Annotated in this window: 19 protein-coding genes, 1 other RNA gene and 1 pseudogene; 3 read left to right on the top strand and 18 right to left on the bottom strand. The window is 55.6% G+C overall.

The features are described 5' to 3' along the window. Window positions 1-7: 7 nt before the first annotated feature. Window positions 8-478 carry a pilus assembly protein gene (locus CCALI_RS04165; RefSeq protein WP_016482224.1) on the bottom strand — a complete coding sequence of 157 codons (471 nt, stop codon included), beginning with the start codon at window positions 476-478 and terminating at the stop codon, window positions 8-10. A 230-nt stretch (window positions 479-708) separates the two neighbouring features. On the opposite strand from CCALI_RS04165, the gene CCALI_RS04160 reads away from it, so the two are divergent. The 3 genes from CCALI_RS04160 to CCALI_RS04150 are packed head-to-tail and all read left to right on the top strand — an operon-like array spanning window position 709 to window position 4,212. Beyond that, on the top strand, window positions 709-1,251 hold the full coding sequence (locus CCALI_RS04160) for a hypothetical protein (RefSeq protein ID WP_016482223.1): 543 nt from the start codon (window positions 709-711) through the stop codon (window positions 1,249-1,251). Between the two features lie 23 nt (window positions 1,252-1,274). Then, a complete protein-coding gene (locus CCALI_RS04155) occupies window positions 1,275-2,849 on the top strand; it encodes a DUF1800 domain-containing protein (protein WP_016482222.1) in 1,575 nt (524 codons plus the stop codon). A gap of 7 nt (window positions 2,850-2,856) precedes the next feature. Continuing rightward, entirely contained in the window at window positions 2,857-4,212 is a 1,356-nt protein-coding gene (locus CCALI_RS04150) for a DUF1501 domain-containing protein (protein WP_016482221.1), read from the top strand. Window positions 4,213-4,223: 11 nt separating this feature from the next. Here the strand turns inward: CCALI_RS04150 and CCALI_RS04145 are convergent, their stop codons facing one another. The 17 genes and pseudogenes from CCALI_RS04145 to CCALI_RS04080 all read right to left on the bottom strand — a co-directional run bounded on the left by CCALI_RS04145 (window position 4,224) and on the right by CCALI_RS04080 (window position 18,904). Then, window positions 4,224-5,462, bottom strand: coding sequence for a glycosyltransferase family 4 protein (locus tag CCALI_RS04145; protein WP_016482220.1), 1,239 nt, complete (start codon window positions 5,460-5,462; stop codon window positions 4,224-4,226). A 63-nt stretch (window positions 5,463-5,525) separates the two neighbouring features. After that, a pseudogene (locus CCALI_RS04140) lies at window positions 5,526-5,910 on the bottom strand (BPTD_3080 family restriction endonuclease); the annotation flags it as partial. A 9-nt stretch (window positions 5,911-5,919) separates the two neighbouring features. Continuing rightward, window positions 5,920-6,081, bottom strand: coding sequence for a HepT-like ribonuclease domain-containing protein (locus tag CCALI_RS16895; RefSeq protein ID WP_155850474.1), 162 nt, complete (start codon window positions 6,079-6,081; stop codon window positions 5,920-5,922). A 39-nt stretch (window positions 6,082-6,120) separates the two neighbouring features. Continuing rightward, window positions 6,121-6,246, bottom strand: coding sequence for a hypothetical protein (locus CCALI_RS16715; RefSeq protein ID WP_269431609.1), 126 nt, complete (start codon window positions 6,244-6,246; stop codon window positions 6,121-6,123). Then, a complete protein-coding gene (locus CCALI_RS16850; protein ID WP_343123217.1) occupies window positions 6,189-6,335 on the bottom strand; it encodes a hypothetical protein in 147 nt (48 codons plus the stop codon). Before CCALI_RS16850 ends, CCALI_RS16715 begins: the two co-directional genes overlap by 58 nt. A 201-nt stretch (window positions 6,336-6,536) precedes the next feature. After that, the gene (locus CCALI_RS04130; protein ID WP_016482219.1) at window positions 6,537-7,712 is read right to left on the bottom strand and encodes a S1C family serine protease; all 1,176 of its coding nucleotides are present in this window, start codon (window positions 7,710-7,712) and stop codon (window positions 6,537-6,539) included. Continuing rightward, a complete protein-coding gene (gene ribH, locus CCALI_RS04125; RefSeq protein WP_016482218.1) occupies window positions 7,709-8,224 on the bottom strand; it encodes a 6,7-dimethyl-8-ribityllumazine synthase in 516 nt (171 codons plus the stop codon). The genes CCALI_RS04130 and ribH overlap by 4 nt, the downstream gene beginning before the upstream one ends. After that, window positions 8,224-9,498, bottom strand: a complete 1,275-nt coding sequence (locus tag CCALI_RS04120) for a bifunctional 3,4-dihydroxy-2-butanone-4-phosphate synthase/GTP cyclohydrolase II (RefSeq protein WP_016482217.1) — start codon at window positions 9,496-9,498, stop codon at window positions 8,224-8,226. Before CCALI_RS04120 ends, ribH begins: the two co-directional genes overlap by 1 nt. Before the next feature lie 103 nt (window positions 9,499-9,601). Next, window positions 9,602-10,198 (bottom strand): recombination mediator RecR, encoded by a 597-nt coding sequence (recR, locus tag CCALI_RS04115; RefSeq protein ID WP_016482216.1) that lies wholly within the window; start codon window positions 10,196-10,198, stop codon window positions 9,602-9,604. Between the two features lie 7 nt (window positions 10,199-10,205). Next, on the bottom strand, window positions 10,206-10,562 hold the full coding sequence (locus CCALI_RS04110; RefSeq protein WP_016482215.1) for a YbaB/EbfC family nucleoid-associated protein: 357 nt from the start codon (window positions 10,560-10,562) through the stop codon (window positions 10,206-10,208). Beyond that, window positions 10,559-12,460 (bottom strand): DNA polymerase III subunit gamma/tau, encoded by a 1,902-nt coding sequence (gene dnaX, locus CCALI_RS14835; protein WP_016482214.1) that lies wholly within the window; start codon window positions 12,458-12,460, stop codon window positions 10,559-10,561. The genes CCALI_RS04110 and dnaX overlap by 4 nt, the downstream gene beginning before the upstream one ends. 51 nt (window positions 12,461-12,511) lie before the next feature. After that, window positions 12,512-12,612, bottom strand: an RNA gene (ffs, locus tag CCALI_RS15665) — signal recognition particle sRNA small type. 77 nt (window positions 12,613-12,689) lie between these two features. Next, window positions 12,690-13,697 carry an AAA family ATPase gene (locus tag CCALI_RS04100; protein WP_016482213.1) on the bottom strand — a complete coding sequence of 336 codons (1,008 nt, stop codon included), beginning with the start codon at window positions 13,695-13,697 and terminating at the stop codon, window positions 12,690-12,692. 4 nt (window positions 13,698-13,701) lie between these two features. Continuing rightward, entirely contained in the window at window positions 13,702-15,561 is a 1,860-nt protein-coding gene (locus CCALI_RS04095; protein WP_016482212.1) for a hypothetical protein, read from the bottom strand. Then, entirely contained in the window at window positions 15,545-17,116 is a 1,572-nt protein-coding gene (locus CCALI_RS04090; RefSeq protein WP_016482211.1) for an ABC transporter permease, read from the bottom strand. Before CCALI_RS04090 ends, CCALI_RS04095 begins: the two co-directional genes overlap by 17 nt. Then, window positions 17,113-18,108: an ABC transporter ATP-binding protein gene (locus tag CCALI_RS04085; RefSeq protein WP_016482210.1), complete on the bottom strand. Its 996-nt coding sequence runs from the start codon at window positions 18,106-18,108 to the stop codon at window positions 17,113-17,115. The genes CCALI_RS04090 and CCALI_RS04085 overlap by 4 nt, the downstream gene beginning before the upstream one ends. 4 nt (window positions 18,109-18,112) lie before the next feature. Beyond that, complete coding sequence (locus CCALI_RS04080; RefSeq protein ID WP_016482209.1) at window positions 18,113-18,904, bottom strand: ABC transporter permease subunit; 792 nt, start codon at window positions 18,902-18,904, stop codon at window positions 18,113-18,115. Between the last annotated feature and the right edge of the window lies 1 nt (window position 18,905).

The following is an 18,905-nucleotide window of genomic DNA, read 5'->3' as shown; positions in this document are numbered from 1 at the left end:
GGGAAGCTTAGTTGTTGTTATTGCCGCCGCTGGGATTTGGGTTCTGCTGTCCCCTGTTCCGATTACGCTGACGGTTACGCCAATTCTGCTCCTGTTGCTTGAGCCATTCGTCGAACTTTTTCTGTTGGTCGGCGTTCAGCACTTTACGAATAGCCGCGTCGGTGTTCTTACGAATCTGCATAAACTTTTGGCGACGCTGTTGGGGAGTTAAAGAGGTGTCTTGGCGAAGCTGGCGCATCTGTTCGCGCTGCTTTTTCATGATATCCTGGATCTGCTGTTTCTGGCTGGCGGTGAGATTGAGGCTGTTGAGGAACTGCAGAAACCCGTTCTGACGGCGATTTGGGCGCTGTTGTTGACCAGTGGGTGCAGCGGGCGGCTGACCTTGAAGCGCACGCGCATTCGGTGCGGCAAAGCCCAACAGCGCCAGTGAGGTAAAGGCAAGGACCGCTAGCCCATTGCGAAACGATCTACGGTTCATAGATTTTCCCTCCTTTGAGAAAATAGAGTTGGTTCCATTGAGAAAATAGAGTTGGTTCCATGGTGTGTAGCTGAAAGGAGCTGCTAACCCTTTCGCCAAATATAGACTAAGAAGTCGCCTGAAAGTTTTGCTGAATTTTGACGGCCTGCCAAATATTCACGAAACCGAAGGCGAGGCAGTTAGGTAGTCTCTATAACCTGACTCGGTTGGGAATAAGGGAGGAGAAACAGATGACAACTGCGGCGGTGCAAGCAACGGTGGTAACGTTATTGACCTTAATGGCTACATGGACCGGCCTGCTCATGGCGGTGGCGCTTCTGCTGCCAGCTGCCACACAGGTTGCAGAACACCATTTACAGACCTCGAAAGTTCGGTCGTTTCTTCTGGGCTTGGGGCTTCTCATCAGCATTGCGATCGGTTTTAGCCTTTTTCGGGCCGGAAGCCCTGTTGCTAAGCTGTTAGGTTTTGCCAGTCTTGAGCTTTTCGGCGCCTTGTTGGTGTTGGGGGCGGCAGGCATTGCGCAGCTTATTGGGCGACGGGGGGAACCGGAAGTCGGACAGCCAAACTTTCGTAACCTGCTTCGTGGCAGCCTCACGTTAAGCTTAGCTATGGGGTTTCCCTTTATTGGATGGTTTTTGTTTGCTCCATTGGCCGTTGTTTTTGCATTAGGGGCCGGTCTTTTAGCGGTATGGCCGGAGCGTCGGCTAGCGCCTAAAACGCTGCCGCCCGTTATTTCAGGGGGTGGGCCGACGCAAGAGGGGTTAAACCACTAAGGTTGTCTTAAGGGAGAGGCGCCATGGGAACGGATGTACAGAGGGATCACCGCGCTTTGAAGCTTTCGCGGCGAGAGTGGTTTACGCGCTGTTTGCAAGCAGGAGGGGCTGCGTCTGGGGCGTTGCTGTTGGGAGCCGGCTGCCACTTTCCAACGCCTACATCGCTTGGCATCGTTGCACCTTCACCCCAATGGTTGCCGCCTCCCCGCGCCGCCCGGCTTTCCACCGACGTTTGGCGGGTGCTGAATCGCGCTGCCTTCGGCCCCACACCAGGGCTGGTTGCTGCCGTCGCCGACATCGGCATCGCCCATTGGCTCGAGGATCAGTTGGCCGATGCGATGCCCGAAGACCCCTATCTCACCTGGCATGTAAGCGGCTTAGATACCCTTCAAACCGAGCAGGATGATCCCAATGAGCTGTTCGCAGAGCCAAACGAGCAACTGGTGATCGAGACGGGAAAGGCCGCTCTGTTGCGAGCCATCTACAGCCGTCATCAGTTGAGAGAGGTAATGGCCGATTTTTGGGCGAACCATTTCAATATCTACGCATTGAAACTCGACGGGAGGGCCCTTATTCCTACCGACACCGAGCGCGTGATTCGACGGCATGTCTTTGGTCGTTTTGAGGAGATGTTGCAAGCCTCTGCGCGTAGCCCCGCCATGCTGACCTACTTGGATAACCGGGACAATAAAAAGGGCATCCCCAATGAGAACTATGCAAGAGAGCTGATGGAGCTTCATACGGTGGGGGTGCACAGTGGCTATACCCAATACGACATCATGCAGGTTGCGCGCTGTTTTACAGGGTGGAGCGTTGGCAGTGGGTTTCGAGAGGCGCAGTTCGTTTTTAGACCCCAGTGGCACGATGAGGGCGCCAAGCAGGTACCTTTTCTACATCTCTCGCTCCCCCCTAATGGCGGACAACGCGATGGTGAGAAGGTGCTCAGCGCGCTTGCGCACCATCCTGCCACCGCACACTTCCTTGCCGCCAAACTGTGCCGGCATTTTCTCGGCAGTGAGCCCCCAGCTCTGGTAGAACGAGCAGCCAGGGCCTATCTAAAAAGCGATACCTCCATCCGCGCTTTGTTGCGTCCCATTTTGCTAGATGGGCTGACAAATGCCGATCTGTGTCAGCCGGTTTTGAAGCGTCCTCTCGATCTGGTGGTCTCGGCTCTGCGATGTTTCGCTGCGGAGACCGATGCAGGAGACGGTTTACAAACCCATCTAGCGAATATGGGACAACCTCTTTACCAATGGCCAATGCCCGACGGTTTCCCAGAGAAGACATCGGCTTGGGCGAGTGCCTTGTTGCCGAGGTGGCAGTTCGCTTTTGCCCTGGCCACACAGGGTATCCCGCGCACTCGAATCGATCTAGAGGCGCCATTGAAAGCGCGAAAGGGTGGAGAGGCGCAGATGGTGGATGTCTATGTGGAGGCCGTTTTTGGGCGTCCGGCAGAGGCTCAAGAGCTTGCCAGGGTACGCGGACTACTGCATGGTCATTTCCGGCGCGCCCGATCAGCTGGTGTCCCAGACGAGGTATGTAAGGCGGAGCTTGTGGCGTTGATGCTCGCCGCACCGGAGTTTCAGTGGAAAGGATAGAAGAACGATGCCGAAGTCGCTTTCTTATCGAGAGACGCTAAGTGGCTCAGCCCTTCGCTCGGCCACAGAGGAGGGGGCGAGAGCTGACAGCTCCGCTTTGACGAGCGTAACCCTTGGGCCGCGTGCGCATTTGGTAAACCCCGATACGTTCGTGGTGATCTTTTTGCGTGGCGGTGCCGATGGCCTCAACATCGTTGTGCCTTATGGTGACGAGGACTACTATCGGCTACGTCCTACCCTTGCCATTCCGAAAGCGAGAGGTTCTCAGGGCAGCCTCAATGGGTGTGCCCTACCGCTCGACGATTTCTTTGGTCTCCATCCCGCGCTTGCACCGCTGTTGCCGGCCTGGCGGGAGGGGCAGCTTGCCCTGGTTCATGCGGTAGGCTCTGGGGACCATACGCGCTCTCATTTCCAAGCGATGGCTGCCATGGAAAGGGGGCTTGCCGAGGATGGAGGTGGAGCGGCAAGCGGATGGTTGGCGCGGCATCTGCTGACGACGGAAGGAAAAGAGGCGGCTCCGTTACGCGCTGTAGCCGTTTCCGACACCCTTCCTGAATCGTTACGAGGGGCGCCGGGGGCTACCGTGCTCCAATCCCTAGCCGATTTCTCGTTATCTAATGCCTATTCTCTGCCTACAGGCAGTCATAACAGAGTTTTTCATAAAGAGTTACAAGCCGAGCGGTTAGCTGCCCTACAGCAGACATTGCATCAGATGTACGACATCACAGGTGCTCAGTCATCGGAGGAACGAGTTCTCATGCAAGCGGGAACGGCCTCGCTGAAGGCCATGGAGGCCATTCAGAAGCTTGATCCTGAACACTATCGGCCCGATCATGGGGCGGTCTATCCCAAAGACGATATAGGGCACGGGTTACAGCAAGTGGCCTGCTTAATTAAGGGGCGTATCGGCTTGGAGGTCGCCTGTCTAGATACGACCGGGTGGGATACTCATGTAGAACAGGGAGGGGCTGTAGGCTGGCAGGCATCGCGTCTGAGCGCTTTGGCGAAGGCTTTGGCCGCATTCTGGCGTGATTTGGGGGCGCTGATGGCCGAGGTAACCGTGGTTGTTATGACCGAGTTTGGTCGTCGGGCCTATGAAAACGCTGCGGGCGGCACCGATCATGGCCGAGCTGGGGTGATGATGGTGATGGGTGGAGGGATACGTGGCGGAAAAGTTTTTGCGAAGTGGCCTGGGCTTCAAACGGAACAGTTAGAAGGGCCTGGAGACCTAAAGGTTACCACGGATTACCGGGATGTCCTGGCCGACATTCTGCTTCACCGTTTACGAAATGCACAGATAGGCAGCGTGTTTCCAAACTTTGAGCCTCACCTATTGGGGCTTAGCCTGCCAAAAGCCGTGTAGACCCTTATGGCCTAATCAACAAGGAGGTCTAGACGCGGGCCCAGTTGCCGTCGTCTTGCAATGGCGCGTAGGTAACTCGCTTCGAGCTGAGGGCCAATGCGCTCGGCACTATATTCTTGGAGCACCCTCATTCTTGCTTTTGCGCCTAGCTCGCTGCGCAAAGAGGGGTTTTGGAGAAGTTTCAGGATCGCTTGTGCCAGCCTATCCGGGCGATTCGGAGGCACGAGCAGGCCAACCTCTCCATTGGCTAAAATCTCTTTCATTCCTCCGGCATAGCTGCCTATAACGCCTCTACCGGCCGCCATCGCCTCTAGGCAGACATAAGGGAAGTTTTCCCACAGGCTTGGAAACACACAGAGGTCGGTTGTTGCGAGCAGAGCGGGGATTTGCTGGAGAGGAACTGGGTCGTGAAACTCCACACGATCGCGCCATGCCCAGAGTTGTCGCATAAGGTAGGCGCGCATATCTAGTGTGGGACAAGGCGATTCGAGCGGCCTCCCCACAAAACGAAAGCGCGCCTGTGGAAAGCGGTGCAGCACTTTAGGGATGGCTTTCGCCAGATCGAGCACCCCTTTACGAAGTTGCAGGCGTCCATGGAAGGTGATGGTATGTGTGCAGGTGTCTAGAGGGATATGAAGAAGCTCCTGGCTTGGTACATAGGGGTTAGGAATGCGATGGATGCGGCTTTGATCGAGGTGAGCCATTTTAGTGACGAGGTTGGTTATGGCCTCTGAGATGCCCACGATCTCGTCGGCTTGATGGAGATAGATGCGCTCAATGCGATGGAGTTCGCTATAGGGGTTCCACGTTGGCTTCTGTCCATGACGCACAGCGCGGTGGCGAAGACGCGCTCGCCGCCACAAGGGCAGCTGCGCATCCCTTACGCGGCGTGCGAGAAAGTTGGGGGTATGCAGTCGCACCACAAACGGAATATTAGGGGCCGCGCGGACGGCCTCGTAGGCTTCCGCCTGATAGTCGGGCCCTTCAAGCACATCGAAGTTCACCTCACGATGTCGCTGCAGAAAGACGGGCGCAACGAGGCGGGGAAATTCGGCGCGGTCAGGGGTAAGCAAGCGATGAACGTAGAGATCCTGTTCCTGCGTGGAGCAAGTGCGTTGACGACTTGCGGCAAACACCTCTACATGATGCCCACGTTGAGCTAGGAGCGTGGCCGCTTGCTGCACATAGGTGGCGATGCCGCCATCTGCGGTGTCTGGTGGATACTCGTAGCTAATAAAGGCGATTTTCATTTTATGGCAAGTTGGCAGTCTAGCGGTGGCGCTTTGCTGAGGAGCTCTAGATGCTATTTGGCCTCATGGCATTGTTTGTTCAAGAATGTCTCGAATCTCCCCTGGGTTTTTCGCGACGTCATAACGCCAGCAGCCGAAGCCGCCATGTGCGTTGATGGCCCGAACCCATTCGCCGAGATACTGAAGCTTCCCCCGATCCTGTTCCGTGTTCTGTCCTTTCGTTTCCAAGATCAACATTTTGCCGCTCTTAAGCCGCACGAGGAAATCGGGGCGGTACTTGTGCACCACACCGCCATAGACATAGAGTACCTCAAAACCGAGGTGATCGTTCTTTGCCTCGGTGGCCACCGCGTCGCTATTATCTAGCGCGAAGGCATCCGACGCTTCCCAGGGTGTTGCCGTACACACAGACGTTGATGTGGGATTTTTTAGTCCTTGCACACGGCTTATATTGCGATTAAAGGCGGAAGACCATCTTGCATAGTTCTCCAGTGAATGTTAGATCAATGTCAAAATAGGTACAGACCAACCGGTGGCGCATGTCCGTGATCTTTCGCCAAGGGATCGCAGAAATTTGAGCTTTTGTTTCTACGTTTATTTCGCGCAAATGCCTACACATGCTGCGCGGTGTCCAGCATATGGTTGTAGCCTTATGCGATCAACCCTCCGCATACTGAACATCGGCCTCTTTCAACACCTTCTCGCGGAAATAGCGGCTTAGATCACCTAGAGTGCGCAAATCCACTTTCCGCCCACCAAACAGGTCCGATAACTCCTGTTCCATCCCTGCAATGCCGAAAGGGTGGGGATTCGATCGGGATGAAACTCCACCAGCACATCCATATCGCTATCGGCAGAAAAGTCTGGGCGCAGGGCTGAACCAAAAATCGCAATGGGATTCCGTCTGCTTTTTTCGCGTCATCCGCCCTAACCCTCCTGCAAGATTGCAGGGAACTTTATTTTAGCAGTTCGATAACGAATTTCATGCGATAAAAGTGTACCACACGAACCTTAAGGAGGTTCGAGGAGGCGCGTGTTGCGGGGCGTTATTTAGGAAGAGCTCTCTAGAACGTGCTAAGGGTTTTCGAGGTCAGGGTCGGCGATGACCCCTTGGGGGAAAGGTTGGAGGGTAACGGTAACTTTCCGTTCGCCGCGGGCATCGGGCTTCAGAATAAGTAGTTGCACCCTATCGCCAGGTTTGTGTTGCTGAATGACCTCTACACCATCTTCTACGCCCATCACCGCGTGACCATCTATTTTCAAAAGCACATCGCCTTCCTCTAAACCGGCCGTGTCTGCCGGGGATTCCGGCGCAACGCGGGCGATAAAGGCACCCTGATCGGAGCCGAGCCCAAGCTCTCTGGCCAAGTTTTCCGGCACCGGGCCTAGCACGACACCCAGCCAAGGGCGTTTGCTGGGGGGTTCCGACGGTTTCCCATGCTCAATAAGTTGTAGCGCGATTTTTCGCACCTTGTTTGAAGGGATGGCAAAGCCTAAACCGATGTTGCCACCGTTAGGGTCCGAGCTAAGGATGGCGGTGGTGATGCCGATGAGTTGGCCGGCTGTGTTGGCGAGAGCGCCTCCCGAATTCCCTCGATTGATGGGGGCGTCGGTTTGAATGGCACCGTCGAGATAGCGCCCTTCGCTAAGCTGAAGGTGCTGCCGATGCAGCGCCGAGATCACGCCGGCGGTAACGGTGGAACCTAGCCCAAGTGGGTTGCCAACTGCGACACAGGTTTGCCCCACTTCGAGCCGATCGGAGTCGCCAAACTCGGCTGCAATAAGGTGCGAAGCCGGCACGCGTAGCACCGCGAGGTCGTTAGAGGGATCACGGCCAATGACGCGTGCGTAGTAATCGCGTCCGTCGGGGAAGACCACACGAATGCGTTCCGCTCCATCAATAACGTGATCGTTCGTAACGATGAACCCATCGGGGGAGATAACGACCCCCGACCCGCGGCTGCGCACCTCCCGATCGATGTAAAAAGGCTGTCCACGGTCATCTCGTGCCGATTCCTTGCCCACGGTGTCGAGGCTAACAACAGCCGGGGCGATGCGCCGTACGGCGGTGACGATGGGCGATTCCTCGGTAGGCACCTCACGCGGCGGTTGCGAGAGGATGGCGATGGCGCGCCGACGCGCCTGGTCGAGAGCCAGGGGGTGTGGAGAAACCAGATAGAGAACAAGAGCGCCGACGAGGGTACCGATGATAAAGCCGATGAGCGTTGGGAGATAACGTGCTGTTTTCATACCGTTTTTCTTTCACCCGAACTTCCTTCTGAAAGGATGGTACGTAAGAGATTAGCCATTTCAATGGCGGCGAGGGCGGCTTCTGCCCCCTTGTTACCCGCTTTCGTTCCTGCTCTTTCAATGGCCTGCTCGATACTCTCCACGGTAAGGATTCCGAAGGCGATCGGTAGGCCGGTGCGTTCTATCACGCGATTGAGACCGTTCACCACGGAAGAGGCCACATATTCGTAGTGATCGGTGGCGCCCCGTATGATGCATCCGAGGGCGATAAGGGCATCGAAACGGCCAGTACGTGCCATCGCATGGGCTGCCAAGGATATCTCAAAGCTCCCCGGTACGGTCACGACCTCGATCTTATCGGTTTGGGCGCCATGCCGTTTTAAAGTGTCGAGCGCTCCCTCCAGAAGTTGCTTGGTGATAAACTCATTAAAGCGGCTCACCACAATGCCGATTCGCAGGTTTTGGGCGGACAAGTGCCCCTCGATGGTGCGATAGGTGGGTGGCAAGCTCATTATTTCTCCTCCTTTGTTGCAACCGCCTCAACCGTGGGCGACTCGGCGGTATTGTCACGAAGAACAAGGTCTTCCGGGGTGAAAATGTGGCCGAGCTTCTCGCGCTTAGTGCGCAGGTAAGCGATGTTATGTGGGTTGGGAGGAACGCGCAGCGGGACGTGCTCCACAATAGAAAGGCCATACCCTTCTAGCCCAGCCACTTTTCTCGGGTTGTTGGTCATGAAACGAATCTTCTTCAGCCCTAGGTCTACCATGACCTGTGCACCGATGCCATAGTCGCGCAGGTCGGGTTTAAAGCCGAGCATCTCGTTGGCTTCTACCGTGTCAGCCCCTTTTTCCTGCAGTTCGTAGGCACGCAGCTTGTTAATCAGCCCAATACCACGTCCCTCCTGTTCGAGGTAGATCAGCGCCCCACAGCCCTCTTCGGTGATCTTTTGTAGCGCGAGCTGAAGCTGACTACCGCAGTCGCAACGGAGCGAGTCGAGAAGGTCTCCGGTCACACAAGAGGAGTGTACGCGCACAAGAGGAGCTTCCACGCTTTGCAGATCGCCTTTTACGAAGGCCACGACAGCGGTAGGCTCTAAGTCGGTTTCATAGGCATGAACAATAAGTTCGCCATAGCGTTGCGTAGGAAGTCGTGTTGTGGCCACGCGACGGACAAGGCGTTCGGTACGACGGCGGAAGGCAATGAGATCGGCTACGGTGATGATCTTGAGATCGAAGCGCTGGGCGAGCCTTTGCAGTTCCGGCAGTCGCGCCATGCTGCCGTCCTCGCCGACGATCTCACACAGCACGCCAACCGGTTGAAACCCAGCCAACCGGCAGAGATCTACGGTCGCTTCGGTATGCCCTGCGCGGCGCAGCACTCCACCCTCTACGGCCTGTAGGGGGATGATGTGGCCTGGGCGCATGAGGTCGGAGGGTTTGGCGTGAGGATCTGTGAAAACGGCCACGGTGCGGGCGCGATCGTAGGCAGAGATGCCGGTGGTGGTGCCGTGGCGTGCATCCACGGTAACGCTCATGGCGGTGCCGAGACGTGCGGTGTTTTCGCTCACCATTGGGGGCAACTGCAGCTCTTCAAGCCGTTTTCGGGTGGTGGCCACACAAGGAATGCCTTTGCCATAGGTGATAAGAAAGTTCATCACCTCTGGGGTGCACTTTTCTGCGGCGACGACGAAGTCTCCTTCGTTTTCCCTATCCTCATCGTCCACGACGATGATCACCTTACCCTGCTTCAGGTCTTCAATTGCCTCTTCAATGGTGTTAAATGCCATGTAATAGCCTCCAAACCGCTGTTGAACGATCATCTTTAAATTAGCTTACGTTAGAACAAGAGAGTAGGTTCAAACACAGGTGGTTAAGGAGGATTGGCCACTCTCAGATCTCTCGACGCCACTGGAGAGCCGAGATAAGGGTTGCCTGGTCGGCATAGTCCAACTCCCCTCCTGCCGGCAGTCCATGGGCGATTTGAGTTACCTTGACCCCAAGCGGTTTCAGGCGACTGGCGAGATAGAGTGCCGTTGTTTGCCCCTCGGTCGTTGAGTTAAAAGCGAGAATCACCTCTCGAACGCCGTTGGCCACGCGTGGAAAAAGCTCCCGAATGCGCAACATTTCCGGGGTGATGTTATCCATCGGCGAGATCAACCCCTGCAAAACATGGTACAGGCCGTTGTACTCGTTGGTTTTTTCCATGGCGATCAGGTCGCGGGTTTCGGCAACGACGCAAAGCAGAGAGCGGTCTCTTTTCGGATCACGGCATATTTCACAAAGCTCTTGATCGGTAAAGTTCGAGCACTCTTTGCAAAGGCGAATGGTCTCTTTGACCTGCAAGATGGCTTCTGCAAGTTTAGCGGCCTCTTCCTTCGGCTGGCGCAGAAGGTAGAAGGCCATACGTTGCGCCGATTTGGGGCCAACTCCCGGCAAACGCTCTAACTCAGCCACAAGCTTTGCAAGTGGTTTTGGGTAGTGCAGCATCCGTCTCTTAACCTAGCAGTCCTGGTGGAATAGAGCCGAGTGCTCCGGTAATCTCTTGGGCGCGGGCCTCTTGTTCGTTTTGAGCGAGTTGAGCGGCCTCCTTGCTGGCGGTAACAATGAGGTCTTCAAGCAGCTCCACGTCGCCCATCTGGAGGACGTCGGGTTTAATTTTCACTCCAACGAGATGCCCATAGCCGTTGACGGTCACAGTGACCATGCCCCCGCCGGCTTCGGCGGAAAACTGAGCGTTCTTCAGCTCCTCCTGCATCTTTTCTACATTCTCTTGCATCTGCTTGGCCTGTTGCATCAGCTTTTGAAAATCGCCCATGCCAAAGCCACCCGGCAATCCACCAAAACGAGTCATGATTCTTGGTCTCCTTGTGTAGCGTTAGGGTTCTGTTTTCCGTTACGAGTTAACGGCTCCTCTTTTACTTCAACGACGGGAAAAACTTTGCAGACTTCCGCGAGGAAAGGGTCGGTCTCTGGTTTTGGATCGGGGGGTGTGGCCAACACCTCGCTCGTTTCCGCTGGGGGTGTTTGGGCAGGTGTTTCAGCCGAAGGAGCGGTGTGCTCTAAGGGCGAACGAGGTGCTCCCGGTTGCAGTGAGGGCGCGAGCGATAGGGTAGAAGGCGATGGCGACTGCGCTCGTGCTGTGGGAAGGGAAGTCTGCTCTGATGAGGGAATGCAGACGACCTGAATTCCCTGTGTGCGCAACACCTCGTTGATCTTTTTGATGAGCAGGTCGCGCCCTTTGGTGTGTATGCGCTCTCTGGCGAAGTCGTCCTTGAAAGCGAGCACCACCTGATGGCCTTGCAGGTCAATCACTTCCCCTTTTTCGAGAAAGGCTTTGCCGGCCGGGCTTGTTTTCCCGAATCGCTCCACGACCGTTGGCCAAGCACGGCGAATGACCTCAAGGCTTATCTCTTCGGCAAAGCGAGGGTCGGAGGCCTCGGTCTTGGGCGATGGCTCGGAAGATGGCGCCTCCGCGGACTCATCGGCAGGTGATGTTTTTTCCGATGGGGTTTGAGGGGTGCCAAGCGACGTCGGTTTTGGCACAGGGGTAGCCGTTGCGGAGGTTGGGGGAAGGCTTGACCTAGAAGGAGCGGGTTCTTTTGTGCTGACGGGTTCGGCTGGCGCGGATTGTGGACCAGACGCTGTAGAAAGCGATTCCCGTGCAAGCCGATGGAGGGTTGCGAACGCGCGCTCAATGATCCAACGATGATGATTGCTGAATCGCACCTCTTGTTCCGCCTCGGCCAGCACGCGCATCATCTCGAGGAGGGTATTGGTGGAGAAGAGGCTGGCTTGCGGCTCTAACCATTTTACCCTTTCTTCGCCCATCTCCTGCAGTGCAGCCTGTTTAGCGCCTGCCGCGAGAACGGCCAAGTCACGCAGATGCCCCTGAAGAGAAGCAAGCAGCTGACGTGCATCCGCACCTCCCTCCAGCAGCTCACCGGCTAGGCTGAAAACGGCGCCGAGGTCTTCTGTAACGAGCACCTGTGTAACATGGGCGAGCGTATGGAAGTCCACTGCGCCAATGGCCTGCTGCACGGTCTGTGCGGTGATGGTTCCTTCGGAATAGGCCATGATCTGCTCGAGGAGGGAGAGCGCATCGCGCCAGGAGCCTTCGGCCGCGCGAGCAATTTGGTAGACGGCATCCCGCTCAATTTGAAACCCCTCGGCTTTCGCCACACGCTCAATGGCGGTACCAAGGTCTTGTAGGCTGCCGCGTCGGAACTGGAAGCATTGACAGCGAGAGCGGATCGTGATCGGTACTTTATGAAACTCGGTGGTCGCGAGAATGAACACGACGTGAGCGGGGGGCTCTTCGAGGGTCTTTAGGAGGGCATCAAAGGCTTTAGCCGAGAGATCGTGCACTTCGTCAATGATGTAAACTTTATAGCGCGCCTCGGTTGGGGCGTACTGCACGTTTTCAATGACCTTTTCACGAACGTCGTCAATGCCCGTTTCCGAGGCGGCATCCATCTCGACGACATCGAGACAGGTTCCTTCGCGAATGGCCACGCAGAATCGGCAGGTTCCGCAGGGGTTGGGGGTTGGACCCTTTTCGCAGTTCAGGGCACGGGCGAATAGACGGGCTGTGGAGGTTTTTCCGCATCCGCGCGCGCCGTAGAAGAGATAGGCATGCCCAAATCGTTTCGTGGCGATGGCGTTACGGAGGGTCGTTGTGACGGCATCTTGCCCCATCAGTTCCTCAAAATTTTGCGACCTGTATTTGCGATAGAGCGCAACGTAGGCCATAGGGCACCCATCCTATCCCCACAGTAGGCACTGGAAAGGGCACAGGGCGCTCAGAGCCGGGTGAACAGGCCGCACCGGGCAGGCTAATCTTAAGGCTGCTTTCTTCCGAACCTGACCTGGTTCGATTGCCTACCTGTGCAGCTGGCCCGGCTCTCAACGCCCTGCGCTGTCAGAACGTAGACACACTTATTATACTCTAATTCCTAGGAGGACGTCGAAAAGAGGCGTTTCAGACGCCTACCGAGATTTTCAAGGCCTCTTGAGTATGGGCAATCAGTTCCTCAATGATGCTATCCGTCACAATGCCCTCGGCCTGACCTTCGAAGTTAAGAAGGATGCGATGTCGAAGAGCCGGTTTTGCTATCTCAACGATATCCTCTATGGCCACGTTATAGCGCCCTTTGGTGAGCGCACGAATTTTAGAGGCCAGAATCAGCGCTTGCGCGCCACGGGGGCTAGAGCCGAATCGCACGAACTGCTTCACCATGCGAGGGGCCTCGTCGTTCGTGGGATGAGTGCCGAGAATAAGGCGTAGTGCGAACTCTTGCACGTTGGGGGCAATGGGCACAGCGCGTGCTAACTGGCGCCACTGTAGAATGGTGGGCCCGTCAAGCACAGGGCGTACCGTCTCTGTTTTCTCGCCGGTTGTGCGGTCTACAATGGCCGAAAGCTCCTCGAAGTTGGGCGGATAGACCAGCAGTTTAAAAAGGAAGCGATCCAGTTGTGCTTCCGGCAGAGGGTAGGTTCCTTCCATCTCGATAGGATTTTGAGTGGCCAGCACGAGGAACGGCTCCTCAAGTTTGTGAACGACGCCGCCAACGGTAACGGAACGCTCTTGCATGGCCTCTAACAGAGCGGACTGGGTTTTGGGGGTCGCCCGGTTGATCTCATCGGCGAGGAGCACATTGGCAAATACGGGGCCAGGCTGAAAGCGGAATTCCCGTTTCCCATCGGGGGTTTCTGAGAGGATGGTCGTGCCGGTGATGTCGGCAGGCATGAGGTCGGGGGTGAACTGAATTCGGTTAAACTTCAAGCGTACGGTTTCGGCGAGGGTGCGTACCAAGAGGGTTTTTCCAAGGCCAGGCACCCCTTCAAGGAGCGCATGCCCGCCCATGAAGAGGCATATAAGCGCGCCCTCTACGATCTCCTTGTTGCCGACGATAACCCGTCCGATCTCGGTGCGTATCTCATCAAAAGCATGTTGAAACTGTTCCACTTGCTGTGTAATATCCGACATCGTTCTACTTTCCTTCTCCATGGAGGGTATCGAAATAGGCGCGTACTTGCTGCCGCAGCGTTACCGGAACATGCTCTTGGTTGAGCACGCTCTCAGCTTGGCGCTGGTTTGTGATCAGGGCTTGGTAGTAGGGCTGTGAGGCCACGCCCCCTTCGGGATCACCTAAAAACTGGATGGAGAGTTCGTTGCCCTTCTGGGTACGTGTACCCAGAATCATGCCGTTGGGCGCATGGCTGGGCGTGTGAGGATGCATGGCCAGGTAGTGGATAAACTCTTGCAGCGAGCCGGATTTCCCTTGTCCCATTTTATCGCTTTTGCTGTTGGCGATCAGCAGATGCGCTTTGGTTTTTCCTGGGTCTTTCATGGCGGAGAAGCGTCGGTGGCTGCCGAAAAGGGCCGCCCCGTTCGACATACCGCCTGGGATAAGGCCTAACCCAGGAATACCAAACCCAAACTTTCCGTTCTTCTGAAAAGCCGCAAGCAGAGCCAAGAGCGCCTCTTGGTCGAGAGGACTAATCTGCCACCATTGCGCTTGACACTCTCCTAGGCACATACTGGCAATTTGGGCGAGGAGCTTTTGAAGAGATGCCAGCTGCTCTGCGTTGAGGCTGTGCGCGTTCTGGAGCATTTTTGCGATTTGAGCCAGCTGCTGAGCGGTGCGATTTAAGCCGGCCAGCTGCAGTGCCTGCGCGAGGCTTTGGAGCTGTTGCCCCATCTGTTGGGCGAGTTGAGGGTTTCCCATGCTCTGTTGAGCAAGTTGCGATAGCTGCTGCATCGCCTGCTGCATGGCCTGACTGTTCTGCATCTGCAGAGCCTGCTGCATAGCTTGGAGGGCTTGCTGCATTTTTTGTAGGCTGGCCAGCTCCTTTTTAAGCTGCTGCATCTGTTCTGCGTGCTTCTTAAGGGCGTCCAAGCCGTTTTTCTGAGCGCCATGTTGTTGGCGAGCTTGCTGACCATTGCGGAGGGCGTTGTTGGGGTTCATCTGTTGGTTTGCCGCCATCCGTTGCAGAACTTGTTGACGCTGTTGAAGCTGCTTATCTAGTTTTTGCAGTGACTGCTTCAGCTGCTGTGCGGCCTGCTGCGCTTGGGCGGCGTTCTGCTTCTGAGCGGCCAGTCGACGCTGCTGCTCAGCCAGCTTTTGAGTGAGCTTATTCATGGCCACCATGGCATGGACTTTGTCCAACTTGCCCTCGCGCATCTTCGTCCCCAGCTTTTTCAGCTCCTCTGCGGCCTGCTTGGTCATCGGCAGATGCTTTTGGGTGGCCTCTTTTTCTGCCTGTTGTGCCAGGCGCACAATGCGAACGCCCTCCTTCTTCACCTCGTTCATCTCGGCTTTTTTCTCCTTTGACCAAAAGAGCGGAAGGGACGGCAATAGAGTGACACCGGCCAACAGAGCCAAAGCCAGCAGGCTAAGCCAAAACGTGCGAGGAATGCGCAGCGGATAGATAGCTTTCAGATCGACACTGGCGGCGTGGCGCTCGGCATCGTCACGCAGCGCGGGGTAGAAGGGCGACATGCTGTCGGAGGTTTCGAGCGCGATGGCGCTGCTGAGCCGCTCTTTGAGGTCGGCGCGCTGCTCGGTAAGGCGCGCCACGGAGAGAGTAGAGAGGCGAGGTAGCAGAGCAACCGCGGCGCCAATGAACAGACCGAGAAGAATAGGGCCGAACTCCAGCCAGAGTACGGGCGGAAGCAGACGAAGTTTACTAGCACCTAACAAGAGAACGGCGAGCCAGCTGCCCGCGCAGAGCCCGGCTGTGCCGAAGCGGAGCAGCCGTGCCGCCCGTATACGCAACGTGGCTCTGCGAAGAAGCACGTTAAGCGGTGAAGGAACGTATCGCGGAGAGAGATTAGCTTGTAGGCTCATGAGGAACCTCCGACAAGGTCAGAAAGTCAGATTTTTGAGCGATTCGATGCCTACGTAGGACGAGCAGGCAGAGCGTGAAAGAGACAACGCCAATGAGAACCCAAGCGGTGGCGATGTTGAGGAGGGTGTTCGGGTCGAGAGTGCGGAGATTTTCGAAGATGAGGTAGCTTGGCAAGAGCTGTAGAATGGCCTCGCGCAAGCCAGAAAAAGGCAGCAGCCAGGGAATGCCAAAGAACAACCATATCGCTAGAATGGCAATTCGTTGTACATAGAATGAGAGAAACAGGCACACGAACGAGAGGCCAAAGATGTAGGCGAAGGTAAGCCCCAAGAGCGCTAAAAAAGACGATGACGGCCCAAACGCTGCGTCTATCACATTGTGAAGTCCATACACCCAACTAAGACAGAGACAGATTGTAAGGAAGGCCAGGAGGGTTAAAATGGTGACATAGGCTGTGCCCGATGCTGGATAGGCACGTCGAAGGCCGCGCCATGTCCAACCGGAAAGGAGATAGCGGCCGAAGCCAAGCTTCGCGATATCTTCAGGATAGAGCGCGCTGGTTGCACAGCAGGGAACGAGAATCAAAAGATAAGCACACCAGATGCCGGTGAATCGATTAAAAAGCTTTTGTAGCAACGTAGACAGAACGTTGGAGTTGTTTTGGAGGGGACTTGAGCTGATAGCGAAGGGAGAGACGATGGGTAAGTTTGGCCAATGTTGCAACATCCATGCGATAGATACGATGAAGAGGAGGTTCAGTAAAAGAAAAAGGAGGCGTGGCCAGCCAGCATGATCGGCCGGTTCTGCATAGAGTCGTGACAGGGTAACCGCATTCATGCAGAGGGATGCGGGTATAGAGACGATGAAGAGGTATTCGAGGGCAAATTTAAAAAGCATGGACTCATTGCTGGTGACGAAAATGGCAACGGTGTAGGTGGTCACATAAAAAAAGCTATAAATGCTGATCGGAATGGCTGAAAGATAGGTGAAAATAGCCGCCTGCGCCGAGGTTTTTGTAAGGGAAGACCACATCAGCCCTAAGGCGCTGCTAAGGAGGCTAAAGCTGATCAGAAAAATGTAGTAGGTTGCCACGCGTAGGCTGGAGACACCGCCAAATAGGAAGCAGATGGAAACGATCGGCAGGCTCGTGGCGATCATCAGCAAGACAAAGGCGGTGGAGGAGAGCAGCTTGCCGTAGACAATGCGGGCGCGTGAGAGAGGGGTGACTAGCAGCAGGTCGAGGGACTGCTGCTCTTTTTCTTGCGCGATGGAGCTGCTGGTAATGGCCGGAATAATAAAGAGAATCAGGAAGAACTGCACGGCAATGGTGGTGTTAAAGATGCTGTTACTCATTTCGTGGGCGGCGCGTAGATGGCCTGTTGTTGGCGAGTTGAGTCGAATGAGAAGCCCCCAGTAGGTGAAGAGCACAAACAGCACAAGGATCAGCAGATAGCCAAATAGAGTCCAGTAGGCGCGCGTTCCTCGCATACGTGTGCGCATCTCGCGCACGAGCAGGGGTTGGTCTGTAAGAGCTGCTAGCACATTGCGTATCATGCTACCTGTCCCTTGGTGTAGCGCAAGAACACGTCTTCGAGGTCGGTTTTCACGGGGTGGAAGGCTCGCACTTTGACTCCGGCCTGCACCAGAGCGGTCAGCACCTCGTATTCGCCTTCGGGCTCTCCGATATAACCGATGCGCAACGTTCCCCGCAGCGGAGGCGGGGCGGAGACATCCGCATTGGCCATATCCACACCGCACCGTTGCACAGAGTGTACCCATTCCGGCATATTTTGCAGAAGTTGCTCGGCGGTTGGCAAGCCATCCGCGATCGTGATCTCGATAAACTGCTGGCCGCGTATCTGGCGCGCGATCTGCTGTACATCTCCGGCCACTACCATCTCTCCCCGCTCGATGATGCCTATCTTGTTGCAGAACTCCTCCATCTCTGGAAGGATATGGGAAGAGACGATGATGGTTTTGCCCATCGCCTGCAACTCTTTGAGCAGTTCCTTCAGCTCGATGCGCGCGCGTGGGTCGAGACCGGAGGCAGGCTCGTCGAGCAGCAGCACTTTGGGATCGTGAATAAGCGTTTTCGCTAGACAGAGCCGTTGTTTCATTCCTCTGGATAGCGATTCAACGTAAGAATCCTTCTTATCAGTGAGATCGGTAAGAGCAAGCACATCATCAATGATGCCCGCTCGGTGTGCTTTAGGGATGCGATAGGCGGCGGCAAAAAAGTCGAGATACTCCCACACCTTAATATCGTCATAGACCCCAAAGAAGTCGGGCATGTAGCCAATGACCTCGCGCACGGCATCCGGTTCGGCGACAACGTCATGACCTGCGATAAGAGCCGTGCCGGCTGTTGGAGGAAGAAGGGTGGCCAAGATTTTCAGGGTTGTTGTTTTTCCTGCGCCGTTGGGGCCGATGAAGCCGAAGATATCGCCCTGCTCCAGCTCGAGATCGATTCCTTTCACCGCATGGAGCTTTTGGCGCCCCACACGATAGACCTTTTCCAACCCTTTTACCTGCACGATAGCCGTCATGAACCTATTCCCTATGGCGTCGCAAATTGTGGATGATATGATAGATCATTAATGTCCCTAAGACAAGATAGACGAACAGGCCAACACCAAGCTGATAAAGATGATCGGTTGGCTTTTCAAAGAGCAGGCTAAAAAGGTAGATGGGGTTAAGCCAAAGCCAGGGCAGTTGGGAAGAGCTGTTTGTTGTGCCTGTTGAGATGCTGGATAGCACCAGTACGGCGGCCGTTAAGAGAGATGTGCCGATGCATAGTATCCCAATAAGAACGGTATAGGATACGATCTGGGCGTAGAGCGTGCGACTGAGGCACCATGAGGCATAGAGGCTTAGAGAGATGAAGAAGAAGGTGAAAATAAGCAGTGTTAACAGGGTGAGAAAGAAAAGACCGTTTGTATAGTAGCCAAGTGCGAAAGCGATGAGAATTTCCAACGGCAAGATAAGCACGATGGGCAAGAGAAAAATGGCAAAACGCCCCATGAGCTTTCCGAGCACGATCTCGGAGGCTGTAAGCGGAGTCGTTAACAGCAGATCCCAGGTCTGTTGCTCTTTTTCGCGGGAAAAGGCGTTGGCCGCATAGGCAGGCGCAGCAAAGAGCGTGAAGAGAAACTGTACCCATACCAGAATCGCCCATAGGATGTCGGCATCGGAGTTGATGTTCCGTTGAGCCAGCTCGGTGATCATCCGCAGGTAGACGGTGAGGAGGAAAACGGCGGCCATTATCAAAACCCCGATGCGAACGCCTCGGTGTTTTGGAAGTCGAATGCGCATCTCACGTAGAAAAATAGGGTTCTCCCACATG

This window comes from Chthonomonas calidirosea T49 (assembly GCF_000427095.1).
GTDB lineage: Bacteria > Armatimonadota > Chthonomonadetes > Chthonomonadales > Chthonomonadaceae > Chthonomonas > Chthonomonas calidirosea.
Note: the sequence above shows the minus strand (reverse complement) of the source record. Positions and strands in the feature narration are given on the sequence as shown.

Bases quoted from the DNA above. Each gene is read 5' to 3' on its own strand.
- CCALI_RS04165 (WP_016482224.1), bottom strand. From the start codon at position 478: ATGAACCGTAGATCGTTTCGCAATGGGCTAGCGGTCCTTGCCTTTACC.
- CCALI_RS04160 (WP_016482223.1), top strand. From the start codon at position 709: ATGACAACTGCGGCGGTGCAAGCAACGGTGGTAACGTTATTGACCTTA.
- CCALI_RS04155 (WP_016482222.1), top strand. From the start codon at position 1,275: ATGGGAACGGATGTACAGAGGGATCACCGCGCTTTGAAGCTTTCGCGG.
- CCALI_RS04150 (WP_016482221.1), top strand. From the start codon at position 2,857: ATGCCGAAGTCGCTTTCTTATCGAGAGACGCTAAGTGGCTCAGCCCTT.
- CCALI_RS04145 (WP_016482220.1), bottom strand. From the start codon at position 5,462: ATGAAAATCGCCTTTATTAGCTACGAGTATCCACCAGACACCGCAGAT.
- CCALI_RS16895 (WP_155850474.1), bottom strand. From the start codon at position 6,081: ATGTGTAGGCATTTGCGCGAAATAAACGTAGAAACAAAAGCTCAAATT.
- CCALI_RS16715 (WP_269431609.1), bottom strand. From the start codon at position 6,246: ATGGAACAGGAGTTATCGGACCTGTTTGGTGGGCGGAAAGTGGATTTG.
- CCALI_RS04130 (WP_016482219.1), bottom strand. From the start codon at position 7,712: ATGAAAACAGCACGTTATCTCCCAACGCTCATCGGCTTTATCATCGGT.
- ribH (WP_016482218.1), bottom strand. From the start codon at position 8,224: ATGAGCTTGCCACCCACCTATCGCACCATCGAGGGGCACTTGTCCGCC.
- CCALI_RS04120 (WP_016482217.1), bottom strand. From the start codon at position 9,498: ATGGCATTTAACACCATTGAAGAGGCAATTGAAGACCTGAAGCAGGGT.
- recR (WP_016482216.1), bottom strand. From the start codon at position 10,198: ATGCTGCACTACCCAAAACCACTTGCAAAGCTTGTGGCTGAGTTAGAG.
- CCALI_RS04110 (WP_016482215.1), bottom strand. From the start codon at position 10,562: ATGACTCGTTTTGGTGGATTGCCGGGTGGCTTTGGCATGGGCGATTTT.
- dnaX (WP_016482214.1), bottom strand. From the start codon at position 12,460: ATGGCCTACGTTGCGCTCTATCGCAAATACAGGTCGCAAAATTTTGAG.
- CCALI_RS04100 (WP_016482213.1), bottom strand. From the start codon at position 13,697: ATGTCGGATATTACACAGCAAGTGGAACAGTTTCAACATGCTTTTGAT.
- CCALI_RS04095 (WP_016482212.1), bottom strand. From the start codon at position 15,561: ATGAGCCTACAAGCTAATCTCTCTCCGCGATACGTTCCTTCACCGCTT.
- CCALI_RS04090 (WP_016482211.1), bottom strand. From the start codon at position 17,116: ATGATACGCAATGTGCTAGCAGCTCTTACAGACCAACCCCTGCTCGTG.
- CCALI_RS04085 (WP_016482210.1), bottom strand. From the start codon at position 18,108: ATGACGGCTATCGTGCAGGTAAAAGGGTTGGAAAAGGTCTATCGTGTG.
- CCALI_RS04080 (WP_016482209.1), bottom strand. From the start codon at position 18,904: ATGTGGGAGAACCCTATTTTTCTACGTGAGATGCGCATTCGACTTCCA.